The organism is Halorientalis pallida (genome assembly GCF_049605515.1).
In the GTDB taxonomy this organism is placed as follows: Archaea; Halobacteriota; Halobacteria; order Halobacteriales; family Haloarculaceae; genus Halorientalis; species Halorientalis pallida_A.
Map to the genome: position 1 here is coordinate 3,175,342 of NZ_CP187158.1, position 23,316 is coordinate 3,198,657.

Consider the following 23,316-nt stretch of genomic DNA (forward strand, 5'->3'; position numbering starts at 1 on the left):
CGCCATTGGTTGGATGCTATCCTACAGATATAGAAAATATTGGACTGAGTGTTACTTAATACGAGGATTTAATATCGAGTGTCGGTATCCGTCGAGTGATGCTTCACACAGTGGGCGACCTCCTGTCGGTAGACCTGACCGCCCAGCGCACGGAAACCGAATCCATCGACGACGTACTCGAGTCGTTCATCGGCGGCCGTGGCGTGGCGACGCGACTGGCACACGACCGGATTCCGTTCGACGCGGAGCCGCTCGGTCCGGAGAACCGCCTGTACTTCACCACGGGGCCGATGCAGGCCTCGAATATGAGTTTCACCGGCCGGACCAACTGTACCGCCGTCTCGCCGCTGACCGACGGGCTCCTCTCGTCGAACGCCGGTGGATTCCTCTCGCGCAATCTCGCGGCCACGGGCTACGGCGCGGTCGAGTTCCGCGGCGAGAGCGACGAACTCGTGGCCGTCCACGTCTCGGATGATGGCGTCGAGTTCGAGCCCGTCCCGGAACTGGCCGGTGCGGAGGTGCCAGAGACCGTCGCTGCCCTCACCCAGCGGCCGGACCTGGACGTGGACAACACGGCTGTCATCGGGCCGGCCGGCGAGAACGAGGTTCGTTTCGCGTGTATCATGACTTCGGAGACGCGCGCGTTCGGGCGGGGCGGGCTCGGCGCGGTGCTGGGCGCGAAAAACGTCAAGGCCGTCACGTTCGACGGCGACGCCGCGCCCGATCTCGACGTGCCCGACATGCAGATGGAGGTCCACCGCGAGGCGGCGACGAGCGACCACATCATGAAACGACAGGGGACGACCAGCGTCACCGAGTACGCAAACGAGATCGAGGCGCTCCCGACCCGGTACTTCTCGGAGCTGTCGTTCGAGGGGGCGGGGGACATCGGCGGCGACGCCGTCGAGGCCAAGAAGTTCGAGAAGGGGACCTGCTCGGCCTGTGCGTTCGCCTGCAAACTCCCGACGCGGGACGAGGAGACCGGCATCGAGACCGAGGGGCCGGAGTACGAGACGGTGATGGCGTTCGGGTCGAACGCGGGCGTCGACGACGTGGTGGACGTGATGCGCTCGAACGAACAGTGCGACCGGTTCGGCCTCGACACGATCAGTACCGGCGACGTGGTGTCGGCCTACCTCGCGGCCGAAGACGAGTTCGGCAACGTCGACCTCATCGAGGACCTCGTGGCGAAGATCGCCCACCGCGAAGACGAGGGCGACCTGCTCGCGGAGGGGATCGACCGCATCCACGACGAACTCGGCGTCGCGAACTGGTCGGTCAAGGGTATGGAGTTCCCCGCCCACGACGGCCGCACCCTCAACGGCCAGGGGCTCGGGTACGCGACGGCCACCCGCGGGGCCGACCACATGTTCGCGGTGTTTTACTCCTACGAGTATCCGCTGGTCGACGAGGACGCCGCCGTCGACCGCCAGGGGCTCGACGGGAAACCCGAACTGCTCGTCCGGCAGGAGAACCAGCGCGCACTCGAAGACTGCGGGATCATCTGTCGGTTCTCGCGTGACTTCCTGACCCACGACCGACTCGAGGAACTGTTCGGCCGGCCGATCACCGCCCTGCTGGCCGTCGGTGCGGAGGTCATCGCCCTCGAACGGCACTTCAACAATCAGCGCGGCGTCGACCGCGCCGACGACCGTCTGCCCTACGACCTGCCCGGATTCGAGGACGCCCTCGACGAGTACTACGAGATCCGTGGCTGGCGTGCCGACGGCACGGTCCCCGACGAACCCATCGTCGCCGGGGAGTAGCTCCGTGTCCCGGACCGACCCCGACGTTGTCGTGTTGCGAGAAGGCACCGAGGGGCTCTCGATGCGTGACTACGCGGACGAACTCGCCGCCCGACTCCCGGAGTACACCGTCTCGCTCGCCCGGACGCCCGACGCGGAGCGTGCCCTCGTTCGGGCGGCCCCGGTCGTCACCGGCAACGACATCGACCGGGACCTGCTGGACCGCGCCGAGTCGCTGGCGCTGTTCGCCTGCACGTTCGCCGGGACGGACCACCTCCCACTCGACGCGCTCGCGGAGCGGGGGGTGACGGTGACGAACGCGAGTGGCATCCACGCCCCGGGCATCGCCGAACAGGTACTCGGCTCCCTGCTCACGTTCGCCCGCCGGTTGCACGTGAGCTGGGAGCGAAACCGGCGCGGTGTCTGGCGACACGTCCAGTCGACGGAACTGAAGGGGTCGACGGTGACCGTCGTCGGGCTCGGTGCCGTCGGTACGGCCGTCGTCGACCGCCTCGCCGGCTTCGAAGTCGAGACCATCGGCGTCCGGCACTCCCCGGAGAAAGGTGCGCCGACAGACCACGTGTTCGGCTACGACGCGATCCACGAGGCGCTCGCCCGGACGGACTATCTCGTACTCGCGTGTCCGCTAACGGACGTGACGCGGCACCTGATCGACGGCGACGCGCTGGCGACACTGGAGCCGTCGAGCGTCGTCGTCAACGTCGCCCGTGGCCCGGTCGTCGACACCGACGCGCTGGTCGCCGCCCTTCGGACCAGCGGCCTCCGCGGGGCGGCGCTCGACGTGACCGATCCCGAACCGCTCCCGGCCGATCACCCGCTCTGGACGCTCGACAACGCACTCGTGACGCCCCACACCGCCGGACACACGCCGGAGCACTGGCCCCGGCTGGCGTCGATCCTCGCCGACAACGTCCGGTCACTGCTCGACGAGGGGGGCTCGACGCCCCTGGAAAACGTCGTGCAGCGCGGGTGAACGTCGCCCGTCCCCACGACACGCCACCGACACACTCGCGGTCCGACCACCCCCCGAACTGTACCTCGTACGACTCTCGTTCTTGCAGACTGGCGTGTGTTGGATTCAATCCGAGAATAATGAGGATACTCGAACTCAGAAAATTATATATACCCAACTCCAAACAACTGGGTATGGGTGACGCACAAACGGATAACGAGTTTTCTCGTGTTCTCTCGAAACGGGACGTATTCGTACTGGCGTTCGGTGCGATGGTCGGCTGGGGATGGATCATCCAGTCGGGCTACTGGATCGATCAGGGCGGTGTCACGGGATCGGTCGTGGCGTTCGTCCTCGGCGCGTTCATGGTCGCGGTCGTGGGGCTCATCTACGGCGAACTCGCGTCGGCGATGCCGTTCGTCGGAGGTGAACACGTCTACAGCATGCGTGCGCTGGGACCGATCGGCTCGTTCGTCTGCACCTGGGCGCTGATACTGGGGTACGTGGGTGTGGTCGTCTTCGAGGTCGTCGCGTTCCCCTCGGCGCTCGCGTACGTGGTGCCCGGGTTCAACGCCATTCCGCTCTGGTCCATCGCGGGCCAGACCGTCTACGGGACCTGGGTCCTCGTCGGCGGCGTCGGTGCCATCGTCATGACGTACCTGAACTACAAGGGCGTCCGGCCGGCGGCGCAGTTCCAGACGATCCTGACGCTGGTCATCGGACTCGCGGGCATCACGCTGGCCATCGGTGCGGTGGCAAACGGGCAGACCACGTCGACGCCGCCCTTCGCCGACTCCGGGCTGGCCGGCGTCCTCACCGTCGCGATCATGACGCCGTTCATGTTCGTCGGGTTCGACGTGATCCCGCAGGCCGCCGGGGAGGCCGACGTCTCCGAACGGGTACTCGGCCTGCTCATCGTGGCCTCCGTGTCGGTCGCCGCGCTGTTTTACATCCTCGTCATCTGGGCGTCGGGACGGGCGCTCCCGGGGGCCATCCTCGTCGAGAGTTCGCTGCCCGCGGCCGCCGCCATGGAGGCGCTGTTCAGTAGCGCCGTGATCGGGAAGCTCATGGCACTGGCCGGTATCGCCGGCATCCTGACCAGCTGGAACTCCTTCCTGCTCGGCGGGAGCCGCGCGATCTACGCGCTGGCCGAGTCCGGCATGTTGCCCGAGACGCTGGCCACGGTCGACGAGGACACCGACACGCCGTCGCGGGCGCTGGCTCTCATCGGTGGGCTGTCGGTGTTCGCGCCGCTGTTCGGGGAACAGATGCTCGTCTGGATCGTCAACGCCGGCGGCTTCGGGATCGTCGTCGCGTGGGTGATGGTCGTCGTCTCCTTCCTCGTCTTGCGCGTCCGCGAACCCGACATGGATCGGCCGCTGAAACTCCCGGCCGGGAAAGCCGTCGGCGTCCTCGCACTGGCGCTCACGCTCGGATTCGTCGGCATGTACCTGCCGGGTGCGCCGTCGGCGCTCCAGTGGCCCTTCGAGTGGGGCATCGTCCTCCTGTGGGTCCTGCTGGGTGCCGGGTTGGTCGTCCAGTCGCGTCTCTCCGGTGGCCAGACACACGTCGAGGCTCACGGCTTCGACGGCGACTGATCGGCACGAACCGCGGCGCTTCGGGTTCCGGCCATCACCCGTCAATTCGAGACGCACGGCTATGGGCGGGCAGAATCTGGCCGACATCTCCGTCAGAACGGGCACAGTCCGCGGACGACAGCGCCGAACCGCGCCGATAACCGGCGACGGCCGGCGGGCGGCGACTCGGCGATCAGGGCCAGAGGCCGCGCGTACTCTTTGCCTGTGCGACACGGGCGAGGGCCACGATGTACGCCGCGTCGCGCCAGGTCACGTCGCGGGCCTCGAACTCGCGACGAACGTCGGCCCACGCCGAGAGCATCTCCGACTCCAGTTCTTCCCGGACGCGTTCGACCGTCCACTGGCGACGGTTGATGTCCTGTAACCACTCGAAGTAACTCACGGTGACGCCGCCGGCGTTCGCGATGATGTCCGGAATTACGGCAACGTCACGCTCGGCGAAGATCCGGTCGGCCGCCGTCGTCGTTGGGCCGTTGGCTCCCTCGACGACGATGTCGGCCGCGACGGCGTCGGCGTTGGCCTCGGTGAGCACGTTCCCGACGGCCGCCGGAACGAGGATGTCGACGTCGAGTTCCAGCAACTCGGCGTTCGTGATCGCCGACGCCGCGTCCACGCGCGTCACGGCCTCCGGTTGTTCTTCGTGGGCGCTGATCTCCTGTGTGTCCAGCCCGTCCGGATCGTAGACGCCGCCGTTCACGTCGCTGGCCGCGACGACGGTCGCGTTCCACTCGTCGAGGAGTCGCGCGGCGTTCGCGCCGACGCTCCCGAAGCCTTGGACGGCGACCGTCGCGTCGTCGAGCGCCAGATCGTAGTAGTTCGCCGCTTCACGGGCGACGATGGCGACGCTCCGCCCCGGCGCTTCCGCACGGCCGTAACTGCCGCCGATCAGCGGCGGTTTGCCGGTGACCACGCCGGGAACCGTCTCGCCTTCCTGCATGCTGTACGCGTCCATGAACCAGGCCATCGTCTGGGCGTCGGTCCCCATGTCCGGAGCGGGGATGTCCCTGGTCGGGCCGACGAAATCGCGGATCTCCTCGGCGAACCGGCGGGTGAGTCGTTCGCGCTCGTCCTCGCTCAACTCCTTCGGATCGGCCACGATGCCGCCTTTCGCACCGCCGAACGGGAGGTCCATGACCGCGCACTTCCAGGTCATCCACATCGCCAGTCCAACGCACTCGTCTTCGCTCACGTCCGGATGATACCGCAGACCGCCCTTGTACGGCCCGCGCACGTCGTCGTGCTGTGCCCGGTACCCCGTGAACACCTCGACGGTGCCGTCGTCGCGCTCCAGCGGGATCGACCCGCTGAGCACCTTGGTGGGGTGTTTCAGTCGCTCGACGACGCCCTCGTCGACGTCGACGTGTGCCGCCGCCCGTTCGAGTTGGTGTCGAGCCGTCTCCAGCGCCGATTCCGGGTCCCTGTCCGTCGTCGTATCCGCGTGTGCTGACTCTGCCATCGTGTCTCCTGTCCGGAGTGGTCGCCCACTCGACGGACGCGACCTAGTTCAACAATATCTCATTTAGTTCTTTTGTGTACGAGAAAACTGTTCAAAGTTGAATTGAATACGATAAAAAGCCGTACCTGGAGACTGTACCTAGATCCTCCGGTGAGGGTCGTGTGGGGTGCGTCTCACCTGATCCGTCTCGACACCGGCACGGAACCGACGTGCGGCGGTGCCTCGGGCAGTCAGGGATCGGACACCCAGACGGACTTCCGGTTCACGAATTCGCGGATGCCCGCCTCGGAGAGTTCCCGCCCGTAGCCGGAGTCTTTGACCCCACCGAACGGGAGTTCGAGGTGTGAGGTGACGAACTCGTTGACGAAGACACAGCCGGCCTCGATCTTCCGTGCGACGGCTTCGCCACGCTGGCGGTCGTCCGTCCAGACCGTCGCTCCGAGCCCGTACTCCGTGTCGTTGGCGAGGGTGACCGCCGCCGCCTCGGACTCGACCTCGAAGACGGCCGCGACCGGGCCGAACAGTTCCTCCGTCGCCGCGGGCGCGTCGGACGGCACGTCGGTCAGGATGGTCGGCTGGTAGAAGTATCCGTCCCGGTCGAGTGGCTCCCCGCCGAGTTCGACCGTCGCTCCGGCCGCGACGCTGCGCTCGACCTGGTCGTGGAGGTCGTCCCGGAGGTCCGCGCGAGCCATCGGTCCGACATCGGTCTCCTCGTCGGTGGGGTCGCCCACGGTCAGGGCGGCCATCTCCGTCCGGAGTCGGTCGACGAACTCGTCGTACACTTCGGTGTGGACCACGAACCGTTTCGCCGCGATGCAGGACTGGCCGGAGTTGTACGTGCGGGACTGACATCCGACTGCCGCGGCGCGGTCGAGGTCGGCGTCGTCGAGGACCACGAACGGATCGGACCCGCCCAGTTCCAGCACGGTCTTTTTCAACTGAGCGCCGGCCTCGCTCGCGACGGCGCGGCCGGCGGCCACGCTCCCCGTGAGTGTGACGGCGCGAACGCGGTCGTCGGCGATGACATCGGCGACGGTCTCGTCGGCCACGCGGAGCGTCTGGAGCGCGTACTCCGGGAAGCCCGCGGCCTCGAACACGTCGGCGATGGCTTCGGCACAGCCCTGGACGTTCGGCGCGTGTTTGAGCAGGCAGACGTTCCCCGCCGCCAGGGCCGGCGCTGCGAACCGGAAGACCTGCCAGAACGGGTAGTTCCAGGGCATCACGGCCAGCACCGGGCCGAGCGGTTCGTAGGCGACGAACGTCTTCGCGTCCGGTTCGACGGCCACCCGGTCGTCCTGGAGAAAGGTTCCGGCCCGCTCCGCGTAGTACTCACAGACCCGCGCACACTTCTGTACCTCGGCGCGAGCCTGCCCGATCGGTTTGCCCATCTCCGCGGTCATCGTTCGCGCGTACTCCGACTCGTTGGCTTCGAGTACGTCGCTCACACCCGCGAGCAACGCCTGTCGATCCGTGATGGGCCGTTCCCGCCAGGCCTCGAATCCGCGCTGGGCCCGGTCGAGTCGCTCCTCGACCGCCGCCCCGTCGTGTCGGTCGAAACTGTCTATCCGTGTCTCGGTCGCTGGGTCGACGCTCTGCATCGTGTCTCCTACTCCGGTGGTTTCTTGTATAAAATTTCGCTGAATAAGATATAGTTGGACTGAATCTAGCACAGGCTGGTGTCGGTGGAACCTCGACCGTCGTCCACGTCGCCAGTCGTGATCGACCGGCAGGACGGTGGGCATTTACCCGTCGACCGGCTACTCGGTGGCAATGAGCAAGCCGAGCCCCGAGGTCTACGAGCAGGGCAAGGGGATGGACGCCCACAACAAGGCGATGCGGGAGATCCGGTCCCGCAAGGACGAGACCTACGACCCGCGCGAGCCCACGCGGGTCTGGATCGACGAGGACAACACGCCCGACGGCGTCTACCAGTCGCTGACGATCATCCTCAACACCGGCGGCTGTCGGTGGGCCCGCGCCGGCGGCTGTACGATGTGTGGCTACGTCGCCGAATCCGTCGAAGGCGGCTCCGTCGCCCACGAGGACCTCATGGCCCAGATCGACGTGTGTCTCGAACACGAGGCCGACAACGCGGACGATCCGTCGGGCCTCATCAAGATCTACACCTCCGGTTCCTTCCTCGACGAGCGGGAGGTCCCCGCCGAGACCCGCCGGGCTATCGCGGAGACCTTCTCGGATCGAGACCGCATCGTCGTCGAGTCCCTGCCCGATTTCGTCGACCGGGGGAAGATCGAGGACTTCACCGACCAGGGCCTGGAGACCGACATCGCGGTCGGCCTCGAAACGGCGACCGACCGCGTCCGCCGCGACTGCGTGAACAAGTACTTCGAGTTCTCCGAGTTCGAACGCGCCGCGGCCGACGCCCGCGAGGCCGGTGCGGGGATCAAGGCCTACCTCCTGATGAAGCCGCCCTTCCTCTCGGAACCGGATGCCCTCGAAGACATGAAACGCTCGGTGCGGAAGTGCGCCGCCGTCGAGGGCTGTCACACCGTTTCGATGAACCCCACGAACGTCCAGCGCCACACGATGGTCGAGGACCTCTACCACGAGGGCGGCTATCGCCCGCCGTGGCTCTGGTCGGTCGCCGAGGTGCTGGAATCGACCGCAGACGAGGACGTCATCGTCGTCTCGGACCCGGTCGGCCACGGGAGCGACCGCGGCGCCCACAACTGCGGCGAGTGTGACGACCGCGTCCAGAAGGCGATCAAGGACTTCGACCTCCGGCAGGACCCGTCGGTGTTCGAGCAGGTCTCCTGTGCGTGCGAGCGAACCTGGGAACTCGTGCTGGAGCGGGAGACTGGCTACAACCAGCCGCTCGTGCGGTGAGTCGAGCACACTCGTCGGGGAAACGCGTGCTCGTCTCCGCGAACGACAGCTCCGACCGCAGGCCTCGCTAGTTGGTCTCTGAACGCTGACGTGGGTGCGACATGCCCGGTGGCACCGTCACGCCGGGCGTGTCGACGATCTCGGTGCCGTTCTCGGCGTACGAGACGGTGGTGATGAAACTCGTGTTCGCGGGCACGTCGCCGAAGTCGACGGTCCCGCCGAAGGTCCCCTCCGCGTCGACGGTCGCCTCGAAGTCCTCGAGGAACGGGTTGGACCCGGTCGACCGGAAATCGACCTCCAGCTCCGTGCCTGCCGGGAGGTCGGTCTTGCCGCGCATCGACCGATTCCGGGCCGCGTCGACGCGGATGACGCTCCCACTCGACCGCCCGAGCGCGACGGCTGGACTCCCTGACATGTACTCGTCGGCGACGACGACGCCGGTCGCGTTCGCCAGTCGCGTTCCGTTCTCGGCGTCGACCACTTCGACCTGGAACGTCTCGTTCCAGTCGGCCAGCGAGAGGCCGATCTCCGCGGCGAACGTGCCGTTCTCGCTCACGTTCACCGTCTCGGTCCGGGCCCACGGCTGGGGTCCCGTCGACGTGACGCGGAACTCGACTGCCCTCCCTGGCGGGAGGTCCGTGGTTCCACGTATCGTCTGCCCACCGGTCCCGACGACCTGGATTCGGTCGTCGTCACCGGTGACGAGTGCGACTTCAGGGTCGTCGCCGACGGTTGATTCGTTCGGCCCGGTCCCGTCGGTGGCGTCGTCCGCTGGGCCACCGTCGAACACGCCGAGCGCCATGCCAGTGCCGACGGCCGTGACGGCGACGATCACGACGGCGACGGCGGCGAGACGGCGGTCCGTCACAGTTGCACCTTCCGGACCACGGTGGTCGACTGGCGGTACTCGAAGCGGGTGGAGGCCCGCCGGACGCGTCGTTCAGGGCGACGAGTCATTCAAACCGACGTTCAGTATGAGTGATGAAAACTGTTCCGAACTCTCGAACGGCGTCGGCCCGTACCGCAGTCAGAGGCCGCCTTCGGGCTGACTACTGCCGCCGGAGCCACGACCGAGCAGGCCCTTGATCTTCGCTTTGAGTTCGTCGTCGTCGTAGTGGCGCAGCAGTGCCCAGGTGGCGATCTGGACGACGACGCCGACGGCGATCAGCGCGCCGGTCCAGGTCGGAGGTGTCGGCACCGAGAGGTTCGCCAGCGGGTCGACGATCGCACTCGCGTCGAGGCCGGCCCAGATCAGCACCGCGCCCCAGGCCGCGCTGACGAACACGACGACGACCTTCTGGAGGATCACTGCGAGGACCGCTCCGATGACCGGCCCGGCGAGGATCACGGGGTCGAGCAGGTTCGTCAGCGGGTTCATCGAGGTCCCCGTCAGCGCGAGCGCCGCGCCGAACCCCGTCACCGCACCGGGGACGACGAGCATGACGAGGTACACCTTGTTGGCGATGGCGAGGCCGACGAAGCCCAGCAGGAGGATTACGGCGATGGTGGGGATCGGTCCCAGGCTGGCGGTACTGGCCGCGAAGAAGCCCCCGCCGCCGCCCAGCAGGAACCCGAACAGCTTCAGTCCCGTTCGGTAGATGAAGACGCCGCCGACGGTCAGCGCGATTCCGACGAGCAACAGGACGGCTGTGAGTGCGATGTTCGACACGGGGAGTCACCTGTCGGTATGTCGGTCAGCCGACGGATAAGTGTGCTGGGCGGCGGCCGAGCGGGGAGGAACGACCCGCGAGGCGGAGGGCGAACGGGGAGCATCGTGACCCGCGAGGCGGCGGCCGAACGGGGAGGAACGCGAGCCGTGAGGCGGCGGCCGAACGGGGAGGGACGACCCGTGAGGCGGGAGATTCGACCGCAGGGAGAATCTCGGACTGGGCGAACGGGGAGGGACGACCCGCGAGCCGGGAGGCCGACCGCAGGGAGGCCTCCGGACGGCCGAGCGGCCGCCTTACAGCGTGTCGTCGGGGTCGTGTTTCTCGCGCATCCGTTCGACTTCGCCGGCGTACCGCGCTCTGGTGTCGGGGTCGTCGACGGTCCCGAGGTTGCCCGGTTCGACGACCAGTGACACCTGCGTCGACCGGCCGGGGCCGGTGAAACTCGGGAGCGCCCGCTCCTTCCGGTAGTCCCGCCGGCCGTCCGGCGTGGCGTAGGTCAGGATGATCATGTTCTGCTCGTCGTCCCCGTAGGTGCGTTCGACCAGCCAGACGCGCTCGGTCTCGACGGTCTCGTCTGTCGTCGCCATACTCGAAACTGGGGGTCGTGGAGGTTTCAGTCTGCCGTGGATTCCCGGAAAAAGAGAACGAACGACGGATTCTCGGCCGCCGAGAGCGCCTATTCCGCGAAGCCTTCCAGTACGCCCTGGCCGTCCGTGGGGCCGATGTCGGGCAGTGCGGCCCGTTCGGGGTGGGGCATCAGCACGGCGACGGAGTCGCGCTCGCCCAGCACGCCCGCGACGTTGTGTTTCGACCCGTTGGGGTTGGCGTCCTCGGTGACCTCGCCGGCTTCGTCGCAGTACCGGAACAGGATCCGATCCGCTTCTTCGAGTTCGTCCAGCCGTTCGTCCGCGACCTCGAAGCGCCCCTCGCCGTGGGCGATGGGGAGTTCGATGACCTCGCCCTCGTCGTAGGCGGCGGTCCAGGGGGTGTCGGCGTTCTCGACGCGGAGGTGGACGTGTTCACACTGGAAGCGCGCGCTCCGGTTGGTGGTGAACGCGCCCGGGGTCAGACCGGACTCGGAGCCGATCTGTGCGCCGTTGCAGACGCCCAGCACTGGCGTGCCCTCGCGGGCAACGTCGCGGACCTCCTCGACGATGGGCGAGCGGGCGGCCATCGCGCCGGCCCGGAGGTAGTCGCCGTAGGAGAAGCCGCCGGGGAAGACGACGCCGCTGGTGTCTTCGGGGAGGCCGTCCTCGTGCCAGACGAGTTCGGCGTCGACGCCGATTTCGTCGAGCGCGCGGACGGCGTCGCGGTCGCAGTTCGACCCGCCGAACTGGATGACCGATACCGTCATGCGTCCCGTTCGGTTACGTCGATCTCGTAGTCGTGGATGGTCGGGTTCGCGAGCAGGCGTTCGGCCATCTCGTCGGCGCGTTCGGCGGCCGCGTCGGCGTCGCTCGCATCCACGTCGATCTCGAACTGGTCGGCCGACCGGAGGTCCGCCAGATCGAACCCGAGCCGTTCGAGCTGGCGCTGTGTCGTCTCGGCCTCCGGATCGAGCACCCCGCGTTTCAGCCGGACCGTCACGGTCGCGGTGTACGCAGTCATTGTCGGGAGTGCCGTGACCACCGACGTTAACGCTTGTTATCTCCGCCGGCCGACTGTGTTCCTTTCCCGGCAGACCGGTCCAAAAGAAACTCACCGAGTGTCGGTCTGTTTAAAACGTCCTCGTCACTGGGGCACCAGGGTTAACCCCGAGTGTCGTGTGGGCAAGTACCATCCCATGACACAGATCAGGGACACCAGTCGCGACATGCGCATCGATCCGGACTCCTTTGCCGGGGGGTACTTCCGCAACGCCGTCTACCGACACTGGGACCCCTACGAGGACATCCCGCAGGAACTGCTCGAACAGGACCGCGAGCGCCTGCTGGCGTTCGACGGCGACGAGGAGGGCTTCGAGGCACTGCGGACGACGCTCGCGCTGTTCGGCGCGGGCGAGGAGGCCGTCACGGAGGACCTGATGCCGCTCGGGATGGTCCTCGAAGACATCGACGACCAGATGTTCCTCTCCACGCAGATCTACGAGGAGGCCAAACACACGCAGTTTTTCGACCGCTACTGGCGCGAGGTGATCAACCCCGTCGCCGAACAGGAGGACGACGCCGAGGTCACCCAGCCGACCGACCAGCGGTACTTCCCCGAGGGCTACGTCGAGTTGTTCGACCGGACCGAGGACGCGATGGAGCGGCTCCTGACCGACGACACGCCCGAGAACCGCGCGAAAGCCTACTGTCACTACCACCTCACCGTCGAGAGCGTGCTGGCCCAGACCGGCTACTACGGTATCTCGGCGCGGTTCAGCGAGGATGGCCCGGACGTCTACGACGACGGCGTCGACACGCCGGAACTGGAGGGGCTGGTCGAGGGGATCAACTACATTCGCAGTGACGAGGGCCGCCACGTCGGCTTCGGGATGCACAAAGTCCGGCACCTCATCCACGAGGAGGGTGTCGACGAGGCCGTCGTGCAGGACACGCTCATGGACCTCCTGCCGTTCGTCTCCGAGGCCGTCGAGGCGACGCGGACCGAGGAGGTGGACCCGACGCCGCTGGTCGAGTACGCGACCGACAAGGTGCGTCGCCGGATCGACGTGCTGACCGAGGAGGACGCCGAACTGCCGCCGGTCGAACAGCTGGTGACCCTGGAAGAGGACCGCGGTGGTACGAGCGCCGACTAGAAGGTTCGCCAGCCGTCGGGCTGGTCGGGGAGGCCACGGACGCGGAGCTGGTGGTCGCCGTCGTCGGTCTGGCGCACGTCGACGCGACCGTCGAACGTCTGTTCGACCGAACTGATCGTCTGTTCGTCCTGTGCGGTCGGGTCGATCACGCAGGTCGCCAGCCCCTCGGCCGACCGGACGCGGCCGGTGATCGTGTGGAGGAACCGGTAGACCGGCTGGAGTTCGTCGGCGTACATCAACAGCGTCGAGATCGAGAACAGCCCGATCCGCACGCGCTCGACACCTTCCGTGTACAGCCCCTCGTACAGCGAGGAGAACTCGATGCCGATGCCGGTCAGATCGCTCGGCGAGCGCACGGTCCGGACGTTCTCGTCGTCGCTGTCGCCGCCCGGCGAGCCACACTCGATGACGGCCATCCGCCCCCGGTCGAACGTGCCGCCGACCGCGGTGTAGTCCTCCAGCATCGTCTCGGCCGTGTCGTCGGCGGCGACCAGGACGAGCCCCTCGTCGGCCAGCTCGCCGGCCGCCAGCATCCGCAGCGCGACCGCTTTCGTCCCGGCGAACGGCGGGCCTGCGACCAGCAGGTTCGTCCCCGGTCGAACCGATTCGATCGGCAACTCCTCGAACTGATAGCGTTGCTGTGCGTCCTGGCTCATCCGTCCTCGACCTCCCTCTGGGCCGCTCGGAGCTTCCGTCTGAGATTGAGCTGTTCGGCCGCCTCGTCGGCCAGCAATCTGATGAAGCTGATCTCGTCGTCCGTGAACTCCCGCGGCTCGTCGTCGGTGAGACAGAAACTCCCCAGTGCCGCGCCGTCGGGGCTGTGCAGCGGTGCCCCGACGTACGAGCGGATGTCCAGCCGGTCCAGCGCGTCGTTGTGCTCGAACCGCGCGTCCTCGTGGGTGTCCTCGACGACCATCACGTCCGGTTCGATGATCGCGTGGGTACACATCGTGTTCTCCCGTTCCAGTGGGTCGAGATCCGCGCCCTGGCAGGAGATGAACCGTTCTTCGTGCTCGCCGACGACGCCGATGAACACCTTGTCCACGTCGACGTGGTGGGCCGCCAGTTTCGTCAGGCGGTCGAGCGCCGCCTGGGTCGCAGCGTCCTCCACGTCGTACCGTTCGAGCGCCGCCAGCCGTGCGTCCTCGTCGTCGGGCAGCGGGTACCCGACCTGACTCCGGCGCGTGACGAGTTCGTCGATCAACTCCCGCAACCGCTCGGCCGCGTTCGGAGTCCCGCTCGGGAGGTACTCCGCGACCAGTCCCTCGAAGGCCGTCGTGTCGATCTCGCTCGTCGTCACGTCGGTAAAGAGGATACAGGGCGTGTCCGGCGTCGTCTCCCGGACCGTCGCGAACAGTTCCAGCCCGTGTCCGTCGGAGAGGTCGTACGCCGTGACGACGCAGTCCACGGCAGTCGTCGCCAGCGTCTCCGTCGCCGCGTCGAGGGTCGCGGCCTCGTGAACGTCGAGCCCGGCCGTCGACAGTGCCTTCGCTGTGGCCGTTCGGCTCTCCTCGTCGCCGTCGGCGTACAGCACAGTGACCGGCATACCCTACTGGACAGAGCTAACTGCGCCACGTACAAATGTCTATGGCACCCCTCACGCTCCCGAGACGACCGTTGTGTGTCTGGGCCGACAGTACCGCGAAAAACAACTTTTTTCGCCGGGCGTTGCCGAGAGAGAGCATGACTGCAGTCGTCGCCAACGCTAGCAGGTGGTCACCGTGAAGAAACACAAACTGACTGAGATTACCGTCGTCGGCGAAGACGACACCGGCCTCATCGCGAACGTCACCTCGCTGCTGTTCGAGCGGGGCATCAACATCGAGGACCTCGACCAGGCCGTCCGGGAGGGCGTCTTCCGGATGACCATGCACGTCGACACCTCCGAGATGGTCTGTACCGAGGAGAAACTCCGGGAGGACGCCGACGAACTCGGCGACGAACTCGGCGTCGACATCCAGGTGCGGTTCCCCGCCGAGCGCGAGACCCAGACCATGGCCGTCCTCGTGACCAAGGAGTCACACTGTCTGGAGGCAATCTTCGAGTCCTGGGCCAACGGTGACCTGGGCGCGGACGTGAGCGTCGTCATCGGGAACCACCCCGACCTGCGGCCGCTGGCCGAGAAGTACGACGTGCCCTTCCACGACATCGGCGACGAGAAGGGGACGCCCGACGAGGACCACCTGCTCGACCTCCTCCAGGAGTACGAGGTCGACCTCGTCGTGCTGGCCCGGTACATGCGCATTCTCAGCCCGGACGTGGTCTTTCGTTACGAGAACAGGATCATCAACGTCCACCCCTCCCTGCTCCCCGCGTTCCCCGGCGCGTCGGCGTACATGCAGGCCATCGAGGAGGGCGTCCGCATCGCGGGCGTCACCGCCCACTACGTCACGACCGACCTCGACCAGGGGCCGATCATCACCCAGCGGGCGTTCAACGTCCCCGACGACGCCAGCGAGGAGGACCTCCAGCGCATCGGCCAGCCGCTGGAGGCCGAGGCGCTCATCGAGGCGATCAAACTCCACCTCAACGACGCCGTCTCCGTCCACCGCGGCCGGACGACGCTCCGCGACGACCTCGACACCGACGACGTGCAACTGGGGTCGCCGGAGGTGCTCGACGACGCCAATCCCGACCGGCCTATCGACGGACTCGGCGAGATCGTGGCGAGTCAGGGTGGAGAGGAGAGTGAGGCCGACGATTGAGCGCTAGCGAAAGAGGCGGCCTCGGAATCGCGAACGGGGAACGAAGTGACCCGTGAGCGGCGAGGCTGACGATGTTGAACGCAGTGAATGAGTCAGCCTCGAAGTGGAACGGCGAGCGGTAGCGAGCCGGGAACGACGGTCGGCCGACCGCAGGGCGGCCTCCGAACGGGCGAGCGGCGAACCGCCGGACGCTGAACCGCATCTGCTCCATAATTAAATACCGCATTTTATCGGGTGCATTTATTAAGTCGGGTGTAAAAACTACAGGAACGATGGTGTCGAACAAATTGACCGAACTGGGGGGTGTCGTCCTCATCTTCGCCGGGATGTTGACCGTGGGCTATCTGACGCAGGACGACAGATTCGGGTTCATCGTGCCGCTCCTGTTCGTGATGAACATGGGGGTCGGCATCTCCGGGATGGGGCTGCTCGCGCTCTCGAAGCCGAAACTCGCGCCGGTCGGGGGCGTCGTCGCGATAGCGCTGTCGGTCACGACGTTCCACCTGATCTGGAGCGCACCGCTGTGGATCGTTCCGACGGCGATCGGCGGGGTCCTCTGTATCGCCGGTCCGATCTCCGCACGGTTCTTCAGACCCCGGGTGTCCGGGTCCGGATCGGGTTCCTAGAGGCGCTGGACGGTCTCGACGGCCGCGGAGAGTGGCGGCGCGTCGAACAGTTCTCGACCGATGTAGGCGTTCGTTCCGGCCGTGTAGAGGTCTCTGGCGGCGTCGACGACGTGATCCGGGAGTGGTTCGGGTTCGCGCTCACAGAGCGCCTTCCAGTCGGCCACGTCCTCGGCTTTGGCCTGATCTTTGGCCGCGGCGACGGCCTCGACCCACTCGGGCTGGGTCCGCTTGTGGTACTGTCGGATGACCTCCTTGGAGACTTCCTGGCCGTCGTAGGAGAAGCGGTTCTCGTCGAAGGTGCCGACCACGTCGGCGACCCGGATCTCGCCGTCGTAGTGGAAACACTCGATCTTGCCGTCCTCGTGGATCAGGCCCACCTCGTCGGCGCGCTCGGTGACGACTTCGTTGACGGAACGCGCGAGGGCGTCCAGTTCGTCGATGTCGACCGGGCCGGCGATCCGGTCGGCCTCCTGGCGGTCGAGGTACCGGTCGGACTCCTCGAGTTTCGTCGAGAACTCCACCACCGGCTCGGGGAGGTCGACCACCTCGTCGGGCCACTCGTCGTGGTCCAGGCCGAAGTCGGCGGGGTCGGCGCGGGACCGCAGGCTCGATCCGACGGGGACGGTGTTGCGGAAGACGATTTCGAGGGGGATCAGGTGGTTCTCGCCCGCCTCGGCGTAGTAGGCGTCGTAGTCGTACTCGCGGCCGTCGTGGGGCAGGTCCGGGACCTGCGTGAGTTCGATGGCCATCTCGCGGGGCGGCTCGGCGACCTCGGCGAGCGGGACGGCCTCGCCGCCGCTGACGACGCCCTCGTAGTGGGTCGGGATGCCCGCGTCTTCGAGTAACTCGAAGTTGTACGCGCCCATCGCGCAGAGACTGGCCCCCTTGTTCGGGATGTCGTCGGGCATCTTCCCCCAGTCGAACACGGAGTAGTCGTCGGTGAACACGAACGCGCCCCGGCCCAGGTCGGTGGCCGTGGCGGGCTGGTCGACGCGGAAGTCCTTGACGCTCGTCATCGGTCCCACCCCGTCGGTCCGCGGCCGACCGCGGGCGTGGCTGATACAGGAGTCATTATCTGGAGGTCCCCGCGGCGTCACTAAGGGGTTACTATCGCCGGCTTCCTGGGGCCGCATCGACGCCGACTCGCCGACCGGCCGTCGTGATTGCACGCGGTTCCGGTGTGGAATCAAAACTGAAAATTCGGGGCGAACCTACAAGGTGGTTTGTGGCCGATGGTCGATAGCACGGATGCTGGCGAACGCGCTGTGGGCGGGTTGGTACCTGTTCAGTATGGTGGTGATGGCGGCTTTCGCGTACGTGTACTGGACGAACCGGAACGTCCGGGGGCTGGAGTACTTGCTCGCCGCCGCAGTGCTTGGCAGTCTCCAGTCACTGCTGTACCTGCTCTCGCTGGTCGCGCCCACGGTGACGACGAAGGTGATCTTCTGGAAGCTGTTCGGCGTCCTCGCGGCGGTCGTCGTCTTCCTCTGGTACGTGTTCGTGGTCGCCTGGACCGAACGGGCGGTGCTGGCCCGTCGGTCGACGCTCGCGCTGGCCGGCGGGCCGCTGGCGGTCAGCGTCGGCCTGCTCGTGACCAACACCGCGCCGGCGGTGCCGGGACTGCACTCGCTGTACTGGTCGTCGGCGTCGGTCGGAGCCACGGACGCGTTCCTCTCGCCCATCGTCTTCACGACCGGGCCGGCCGCGCTCGCCCAGAGCCTCTACTCGCTGGGCCTGCTGGTCGTCAGCGTCGGCCTGCTCGTCGCCTTCACGTTGCGCTCGGATCAGCGACTCTACCGCTGGCGCAACACGATGCTCGTCCTGGGCGGCACGGCCGGGCTCCTCTTTGCCGTCGGCTTCGCCTTCCTCGACCTTCCGTACGAGCCCCATCCGCTGGTGTACGTCCTGACCAACAGTTTCGTCGTCCTCGGGGTGGTCCGCTTCGGCAACTACGACGTGGTGTCCCTGCCCGAGAACAGCCTCATCGAGGCCATCGACGGGGCCATCCTCGTCTACAGCGTCGACGGGACCGTCATCGAGTTGAACGAGGCGGCGAAACTCGTCCTCGGCCTGACCGACGAAGCCGTCGGCCGCGGCATCGTCGGCGTGGTCGAACTCTCCGAGTCGCTCCCCGGCGTCCGCGGCGGGACGGCCGGCACCGCCGCCTCGCCCGCCGGGGTCGCCGACCTGCTCGACGGCCACGAGTTCACGACCGCGATCAACGGTGTCTCCCGCACCTTCGTCGTCCGTGTCTCCCGACTGGACGACGACGGCGACCACCTGGGCTGGACGGTGCTGTGTTACGACGTGACCGACCTCCGGCAGAAACAGCAGGAACTCGACCTGCTCAAGCAGGTCCTCTCCCGCGTCCTCCGGCACAACGTCCGCAACGACCTCTCGGTGGTCAAGGCCAACGCCCAGATGCTCGCCGAGGAGACCTCCGGCCTGCAGGCCGAGCGGCTCCAGACGATCATGGACAAGAGCGACAACTTACTCGACGCCAGTGAGAAGGCCCGAACCGTCGAGAAACTCCTCTCGGGCGAGCGCACCCGCAGCGAATTCGACGTGGCCGAGATGGCCACCGACGCCATCGAGACCACCCGCCGGGAGTTCCCCGGCGTCTCCTTCGAGACCGACCTCCCCGACGCCTGCCCCGTCCACGCCCACTGGGCCGTCTCCCACGCCGTCGAGAACGTCATCGAGAACGCCGCGATGCACAACGACGCCGACGATCCACAGGTCGTCGTCACCGCCGACTGCGGCGACGACCACGCCACCCTCCGCGTCGCCGACAACGGTCCCGGCATCCCCTACAAGGAGATCGAAGTCCTCGAACGCCGCGAGGAGACCGCCCTCGAACACGGCTCCAGCGTGGGCCTCTGGCTGGTCGACTGGATCGTCGACCTCTCGCAGGGCACCATCGAGTTCGAGAACACCGACCGGGGCTGTACCGTCACCATCGAACTGGAGGCCGCCATCCCCGACGCCGACGTGGACGACGAGGAGGCGACCGATCTGAACCTCGGGATCGGGGCTGACGACGACTAACCACCTTTTTCCCGCTCGGGTTCGCGCGAAGCGCGAACCACTCGCGGCAAAAACGTGGGCGAAAAAGGCGCGAGCGCGGCGATGCCGCGCTCGCGAGAACCGCGCGCCGTAGGCGCGCGGATGCTAGACCGGGAATAGTGTGCAACTGCCGATAGAGTTGGAGTGCCAACGTACCGCTGTGGGTTTTGCCAGATTTTGTTGATATTTATATAAATCCGATGAATATAATGTACGAATCTTCTAGAGAGACTAATCGTGTGGTTACCAAAGCCGAATTCTAAGAAAACGGTTTGCCGAAGGAGACAAGTCACCACTCAGTCAAAACTATGTAATGTCGTCGCTGCCACTTTTCGGGTCAGTTCTCCGCCTGCTCAAACCCATCATCGAGCAATTCCAAACTCCCCGGTCAGACATCCGTATCGAACGACATGCCAACGATCTAGGAAGTATAAAAAATGAAGATCGAATAGTCGTGGTCAATTGGGATTTCACCGCATTAAATGATGGTCGGCGTGACGGGCACCTTGCTAAACCGGTTCTTCAACACGCTGAGTTCACAACAGCTGGTGGTAGGACTGAGACGGTTAATCCGTCGGAGATTGGGAGCGGTAATGTCCGGCTAGAATACCGAGAGAAAAATGAGAACAAAGTGGTTGCGCTGTCAAACGATAAAATTCGCATCATGCATAAACTGCCGGCCAGCAAAGGGATTCATGATTACGTAACGAATTATTCTGCGATGACATTCCAGTATACTGTATTGGTTGAAGATGGGTCAACCCCTTACGAAGTGGAGGCGGAAGCGACATTAGACATTGATGGTGTCTCGATAGAGGCTAACCACGGGCAACTCTGATCTCACTCTGCTAAACTCATCCTCTATATTTCGAGCGGTTGCCTTGACAGAGTCTATATAAATTATTGGCTATAGTGGTACACCGTTCGTCTTGTACTAAACACCAGCACCCGCCGCGCAACGCCGACCGTCCCACCGAAGCGACTAAATCCGCGTTCTCGTATGCTCCTGATATGCTGACTGTCGGGTCCCCGTCCGATACCAGCGCACGACCACGCGACCGGATATGGTCGCGGCCGTGGTATCGTCTCCGCGCCGATCAGCCCTCCACCTCCGCCCGCACCGCACTGCGCCGGCCATGTCTCTGACGCTCTCGGTCGGTGACCGTGACCTGGAGTTCAGCCGCGGCCTCCTCGTCGCGGCCGTCTTCTGGGCCGCGGTCGCCGGCTACGGCGGATACACCTACGCCGAACAGTCCCGGACCATCGCGAACTCGCAACCGGTGACGGCGACGGTCACGAACACGTCGCTCCACGAAGTCGAGTACGATCAGGGCCAGGACAAGTGGGAACCGGGCGTCACCTTCGAGTACCGGTACGAGGGCACCAACTACACCAGCACGAACCTCTTCCCAGGTTTCGCACAGGATTACGCCGACCGAGCGAAGGCCCGGGCGGTGCTCGACCCCTACACGGTCGGTGCGTCGACGACCGCCTACGTCCCGCCCGAGTCGCCCGACGAGGCCTTTCTCGAACGGCGGACGACAGAGACGCCGCTGCTCTTTCTCGGCATCGGTGGGTTCGCCCTCCTCTGGATCCTGCTCTCGGCCGCGACGGCGAACCTGACGCCGGGCCGCGGGACCGACCTCCGCTCGCCGGACGCCGCCGACGCACCCGCGCGTCCGGGCCCGGTGCTGGGGATCGACCACGACCGCCTCCAGGGGCTCCTGAAGCGCCTGCTGGCGGGCCTGGCCGGCCTGGGAGCCCTCTCGGTCCTCGCCGGCGTCGGGGCGTTCCTGGCGGTGAAAGGACGTGTGTTCGGCCCGCCAGTGTCGATCCAGGCCGACCTGCTGGGTCCGGTGGGCTTTCCCTTCCTCGTGCTGTTCGTGTCGTGGGTCGGGCTCGTCGCGAGCCTGCTCTGTTACGGCTGGTGGTCGTATCGGGAGTACCGGTACCTGCGCGAGCGGATCGTCGGTGCCAGGCCACCGAGCCCGTTCCGGCACCCGCTCGTGCTGTTCGCCATCGTCACCGCCGACGGCGACGACCTCGACCAGTACGGGAACCGGATCAGGGTAACCGCGGCGACGGTGCTCACCGCGGCGATCCTCTCGGTCCCCGTGCTTCGGTTGCTCGGGGTCGTCTGAGGCCGACCGAACCGTGGGGTGGGTTCGGATCCCGGCACGGGAACGCGGCATCCCAGGCGGGGTCCGGAGGGGTGCCTTACCGCTCCCGCCACGTATATGGGGGTTCCGCCCCTGCCACGAGTCAATGCCTGATGCGGTCACGCCGTCGGTCCCGCGGGGCGAGTTCGACTTCGAACACCGCCCGGAGACCGACCAGTCGTTCGAGAACGCGCTCGCGAAGGCCCGGGCCGGCGACCGGCTCGCCGTCGCCGACGCCATCGAACTCCTCACTACCGGCACCGACCGGTCGGGGATCGACCGGGCACGCAAAGAGCGCGTCCTCGAAGCCGCCGACCGCCGCCGCGCCGAGGTGGTCGGCGAGGAAGTCACCTTCGTCGCCAACCTGAACAACAACGTCACCACCGCCTGCAACACCGGCTGTCTGTTCTGTAACTTCAAGGACCGCTCCGAACAATTCCGGACGAGCTATCAGGAAGATCACGGCGGGTTCACGAAGACGCCCGCCGAATCCCGCGAGATCGTCGCCGACGCCGTCGAACGCGGCATCTACGAGGTGACTTCCGTCTCCGGCCTCCACCCCGCCTTCGCGCTCGATTCCGAACACCGCGAGATCCTCGAATCGAGCGACCGGGGCGATCTGAACTACCGCCCACCAGCCGAGTACGAGAAAGACCCGGGAAACTACGTCGACCAGATCGCGGCGATGAGCGTCGACGGCGTCCACGTCCACTCCATGACGCCCGAGGAGGCCTACCACGCCCGCCGGGGCACCGACTGGTCCTACGAGGAGGTGTTCCGTCGGCTGAAAGCGGCCGGACTGGACTCGGTGCCGGGGACTGCCGCGGAGATCCTGGTGGACGAGGTGCGGGAGGTCATCTGTCCGGGGAAGATCGGGACCGACGAGTGGCTGGAAGCCATGGAGGCGGCCGCCACCGTCGGCCTCGACACGACGGCGACGATCATGTACGGCCACGTCGAGAACGAGGCTCACCGCGCCCTGCATCTGGATCGGGTCCGGGACCTCCAGGATCGGACCGGGGCGATCACGGAGTTCGTCCCCCTCTCCTTCGTCCACGAGGAGACGCCCCTGGCCGAGCGCGGGATGGTGACCGACGGTGCGACGAGACACGAGGACGAGTTGATGATCGCCGTCTCGCGGCTCTACCTTGACAACATCGAACACGTCCAGTCCTCGTGGGTCAAGTACGGCGACGCTCAGGGGCTGAAGATGCTCACCTGCGGGGCCGACGACTTCATGGGGACGATCCTCTCCGAGGAGATCACCAAACGCGCCGGCGGCGGCTTCGGCGAGTGTCGCTCCGTCCGGGAGTACGCCGACATGATCGCCGCCATCGGCCGCATCCCCGTCGAACGCTCGACGGACTACGAACAGCGCCGCCGCGTCGACCCCGGTGCCGACCAGCTCGGCCCCAGGCTCGGTCCCCAGGCCGACGGCACGCCACTCGTCCCGGACCACTGATTGATCGTCGGCGATCCGACCACGAACGGGAGACCGCTCGCACATCGCACTCTTTTATAAGCACATTCCTTCAGGAACGAATGCATATAAATCCACTTTGGATAGGCGGGTCAAAATCCAATAGAGATCCACCTCTATCCGGGAGGTGCGGACGGGCCAATTGGAGTGTACGGCCCAGGAATCCCTGATTCGGTGGCTGTCGCCGCCGATCGATTCCCCATCCCCCCCTTCTCCACTTTGCACCGGCAAAAGAAATATCTCACAGTTGG

The 23,316-nt window shown here is 66.3% G+C and carries 21 protein-coding genes; 11 read left to right on the top strand and 10 right to left on the bottom strand.

Annotation, left to right across the window (positions count from 1 at the left end):
- Window positions 1–98: 98 nt before the first annotated feature.
- The 3 genes from ACOZ4N_RS18020 (at window position 99) to ACOZ4N_RS18030 (ending at window position 4,316) form a co-directional block, all read left to right on the top strand.
- Window positions 99–1,766 (top strand): aldehyde ferredoxin oxidoreductase family protein, encoded by a 1,668-nt coding sequence (locus ACOZ4N_RS18020; RefSeq protein WP_424017746.1) that lies wholly within the window; start codon window positions 99–101, stop codon window positions 1,764–1,766.
- 61 nt (window positions 1,767–1,827) lie between these two features.
- Complete coding sequence (locus ACOZ4N_RS18025; RefSeq protein ID WP_424019970.1) at window positions 1,828–2,739, top strand: D-2-hydroxyacid dehydrogenase; 912 nt, start codon at window positions 1,828–1,830, stop codon at window positions 2,737–2,739.
- 173 nt (window positions 2,740–2,912) lie between these two features.
- The gene (locus ACOZ4N_RS18030; protein ID WP_424017747.1) at window positions 2,913–4,316 is read left to right on the top strand and encodes an APC family permease; all 1,404 of its coding nucleotides are present in this window, start codon (window positions 2,913–2,915) and stop codon (window positions 4,314–4,316) included.
- Between the two features lie 172 nt (window positions 4,317–4,488).
- Here the strand turns inward: ACOZ4N_RS18030 and gdhB are convergent, their stop codons facing one another.
- Both gdhB and ACOZ4N_RS18040 read right to left on the bottom strand, forming a co-directional pair.
- A complete protein-coding gene (gene gdhB, locus ACOZ4N_RS18035; RefSeq protein ID WP_424017748.1) occupies window positions 4,489–5,772 on the bottom strand; it encodes a glutamate dehydrogenase GdhB in 1,284 nt (427 codons plus the stop codon).
- A 230-nt stretch (window positions 5,773–6,002) separates the two neighbouring features.
- Window positions 6,003–7,370 (bottom strand): NAD-dependent succinate-semialdehyde dehydrogenase, encoded by a 1,368-nt coding sequence (locus ACOZ4N_RS18040; protein ID WP_424017749.1) that lies wholly within the window; start codon window positions 7,368–7,370, stop codon window positions 6,003–6,005.
- A 172-nt stretch (window positions 7,371–7,542) separates the two neighbouring features.
- Between ACOZ4N_RS18040 and ACOZ4N_RS18045 the strand changes: the two genes are divergently transcribed.
- Window positions 7,543–8,619, top strand: a complete 1,077-nt coding sequence (locus ACOZ4N_RS18045) for an archaeosine biosynthesis radical SAM protein RaSEA (protein ID WP_424017750.1) — start codon at window positions 7,543–7,545, stop codon at window positions 8,617–8,619.
- 67 nt (window positions 8,620–8,686) lie between these two features.
- On the opposite strand, the gene ACOZ4N_RS18050 is transcribed toward ACOZ4N_RS18045, so the two are convergent.
- The 5 genes from ACOZ4N_RS18050 to purS all read right to left on the bottom strand — a co-directional run bounded on the left by ACOZ4N_RS18050 (window position 8,687) and on the right by purS (window position 11,897).
- Window positions 8,687–9,487: a BGTF surface domain-containing protein gene (locus tag ACOZ4N_RS18050; protein ID WP_424017751.1), complete on the bottom strand. Its 801-nt coding sequence runs from the start codon at window positions 9,485–9,487 to the stop codon at window positions 8,687–8,689.
- A gap of 159 nt (window positions 9,488–9,646) precedes the next feature.
- Window positions 9,647–10,288: a hypothetical protein gene (locus ACOZ4N_RS18055; protein WP_424017752.1), complete on the bottom strand. Its 642-nt coding sequence runs from the start codon at window positions 10,286–10,288 to the stop codon at window positions 9,647–9,649.
- Window positions 10,289–10,582: 294 nt separating this feature from the next.
- Window positions 10,583–10,876: a hypothetical protein gene (locus ACOZ4N_RS18060; protein ID WP_424017753.1), complete on the bottom strand. Its 294-nt coding sequence runs from the start codon at window positions 10,874–10,876 to the stop codon at window positions 10,583–10,585.
- Window positions 10,877–10,965: 89 nt separating this feature from the next.
- Window positions 10,966–11,643, bottom strand: coding sequence for a phosphoribosylformylglycinamidine synthase I (purQ, locus tag ACOZ4N_RS18065; RefSeq protein ID WP_424017754.1), 678 nt, complete (start codon window positions 11,641–11,643; stop codon window positions 10,966–10,968).
- Window positions 11,640–11,897, bottom strand: coding sequence for a phosphoribosylformylglycinamidine synthase subunit PurS (gene purS / locus ACOZ4N_RS18070; RefSeq protein ID WP_092688615.1), 258 nt, complete (start codon window positions 11,895–11,897; stop codon window positions 11,640–11,642). Before purS ends, purQ begins: the two co-directional genes overlap by 4 nt.
- Before the next feature lie 175 nt (window positions 11,898–12,072).
- On the opposite strand from purS, the gene ACOZ4N_RS18075 reads away from it, so the two are divergent.
- Window positions 12,073–13,029, top strand: coding sequence for a ribonucleoside-diphosphate reductase (locus tag ACOZ4N_RS18075; protein WP_424017755.1), 957 nt, complete (start codon window positions 12,073–12,075; stop codon window positions 13,027–13,029).
- Here ACOZ4N_RS18075 and ACOZ4N_RS18080 read toward each other — a convergent pair.
- The gene (locus tag ACOZ4N_RS18080) at window positions 13,026–13,685 is read right to left on the bottom strand and encodes a DUF7504 family protein (protein WP_424017756.1); all 660 of its coding nucleotides are present in this window, start codon (window positions 13,683–13,685) and stop codon (window positions 13,026–13,028) included. The two genes, ACOZ4N_RS18075 and ACOZ4N_RS18080, sit on opposite strands and share 4 nt — an antisense overlap.
- The gene (locus tag ACOZ4N_RS18085) at window positions 13,682–14,575 is read right to left on the bottom strand and encodes a GAF domain-containing protein (RefSeq protein ID WP_424017757.1); all 894 of its coding nucleotides are present in this window, start codon (window positions 14,573–14,575) and stop codon (window positions 13,682–13,684) included. The genes ACOZ4N_RS18080 and ACOZ4N_RS18085 overlap by 4 nt, the downstream gene beginning before the upstream one ends.
- Window positions 14,576–14,750: 175 nt before the next feature.
- Here ACOZ4N_RS18085 and ACOZ4N_RS18090 point away from each other — a divergent pair, with 175 nt between their 5' ends.
- Entirely contained in the window at window positions 14,751–15,734 is a 984-nt protein-coding gene (locus tag ACOZ4N_RS18090) for a formyltetrahydrofolate deformylase (protein WP_424017758.1), read from the top strand.
- A gap of 272 nt (window positions 15,735–16,006) precedes the next feature.
- A complete protein-coding gene (locus ACOZ4N_RS18095; protein WP_424017759.1) occupies window positions 16,007–16,360 on the top strand; it encodes a hypothetical protein in 354 nt (117 codons plus the stop codon).
- On the opposite strand, the gene ACOZ4N_RS18100 is transcribed toward ACOZ4N_RS18095, so the two are convergent.
- Entirely contained in the window at window positions 16,357–17,376 is a 1,020-nt protein-coding gene (locus ACOZ4N_RS18100; protein ID WP_424017760.1) for a phosphoribosylaminoimidazolesuccinocarboxamide synthase, read from the bottom strand. The genes ACOZ4N_RS18095 and ACOZ4N_RS18100 overlap by 4 nt on opposite strands.
- Before the next feature lie 232 nt (window positions 17,377–17,608).
- Between ACOZ4N_RS18100 and ACOZ4N_RS18105 the strand changes: the two genes are divergently transcribed.
- From ACOZ4N_RS18105 to cofH, 4 genes are all read left to right on the top strand, one after another.
- Complete coding sequence (locus ACOZ4N_RS18105) at window positions 17,609–19,408, top strand: histidine kinase N-terminal 7TM domain-containing protein (RefSeq protein ID WP_424017761.1); 1,800 nt, start codon at window positions 17,609–17,611, stop codon at window positions 19,406–19,408.
- Window positions 19,409–19,739: 331 nt separating this feature from the next.
- Window positions 19,740–20,264 (top strand): hypothetical protein, encoded by a 525-nt coding sequence (locus ACOZ4N_RS18110; protein WP_424017762.1) that lies wholly within the window; start codon window positions 19,740–19,742, stop codon window positions 20,262–20,264.
- 298 nt (window positions 20,265–20,562) lie between these two features.
- Complete coding sequence (locus ACOZ4N_RS18115; protein ID WP_424017763.1) at window positions 20,563–21,567, top strand: DUF3592 domain-containing protein; 1,005 nt, start codon at window positions 20,563–20,565, stop codon at window positions 21,565–21,567.
- A gap of 124 nt (window positions 21,568–21,691) precedes the next feature.
- Window positions 21,692–23,047 (top strand): 7,8-didemethyl-8-hydroxy-5-deazariboflavin synthase subunit CofH, encoded by a 1,356-nt coding sequence (gene cofH / locus ACOZ4N_RS18120; protein ID WP_424017764.1) that lies wholly within the window; start codon window positions 21,692–21,694, stop codon window positions 23,045–23,047.
- Window positions 23,048–23,316 lie beyond the last annotated feature (269 nt).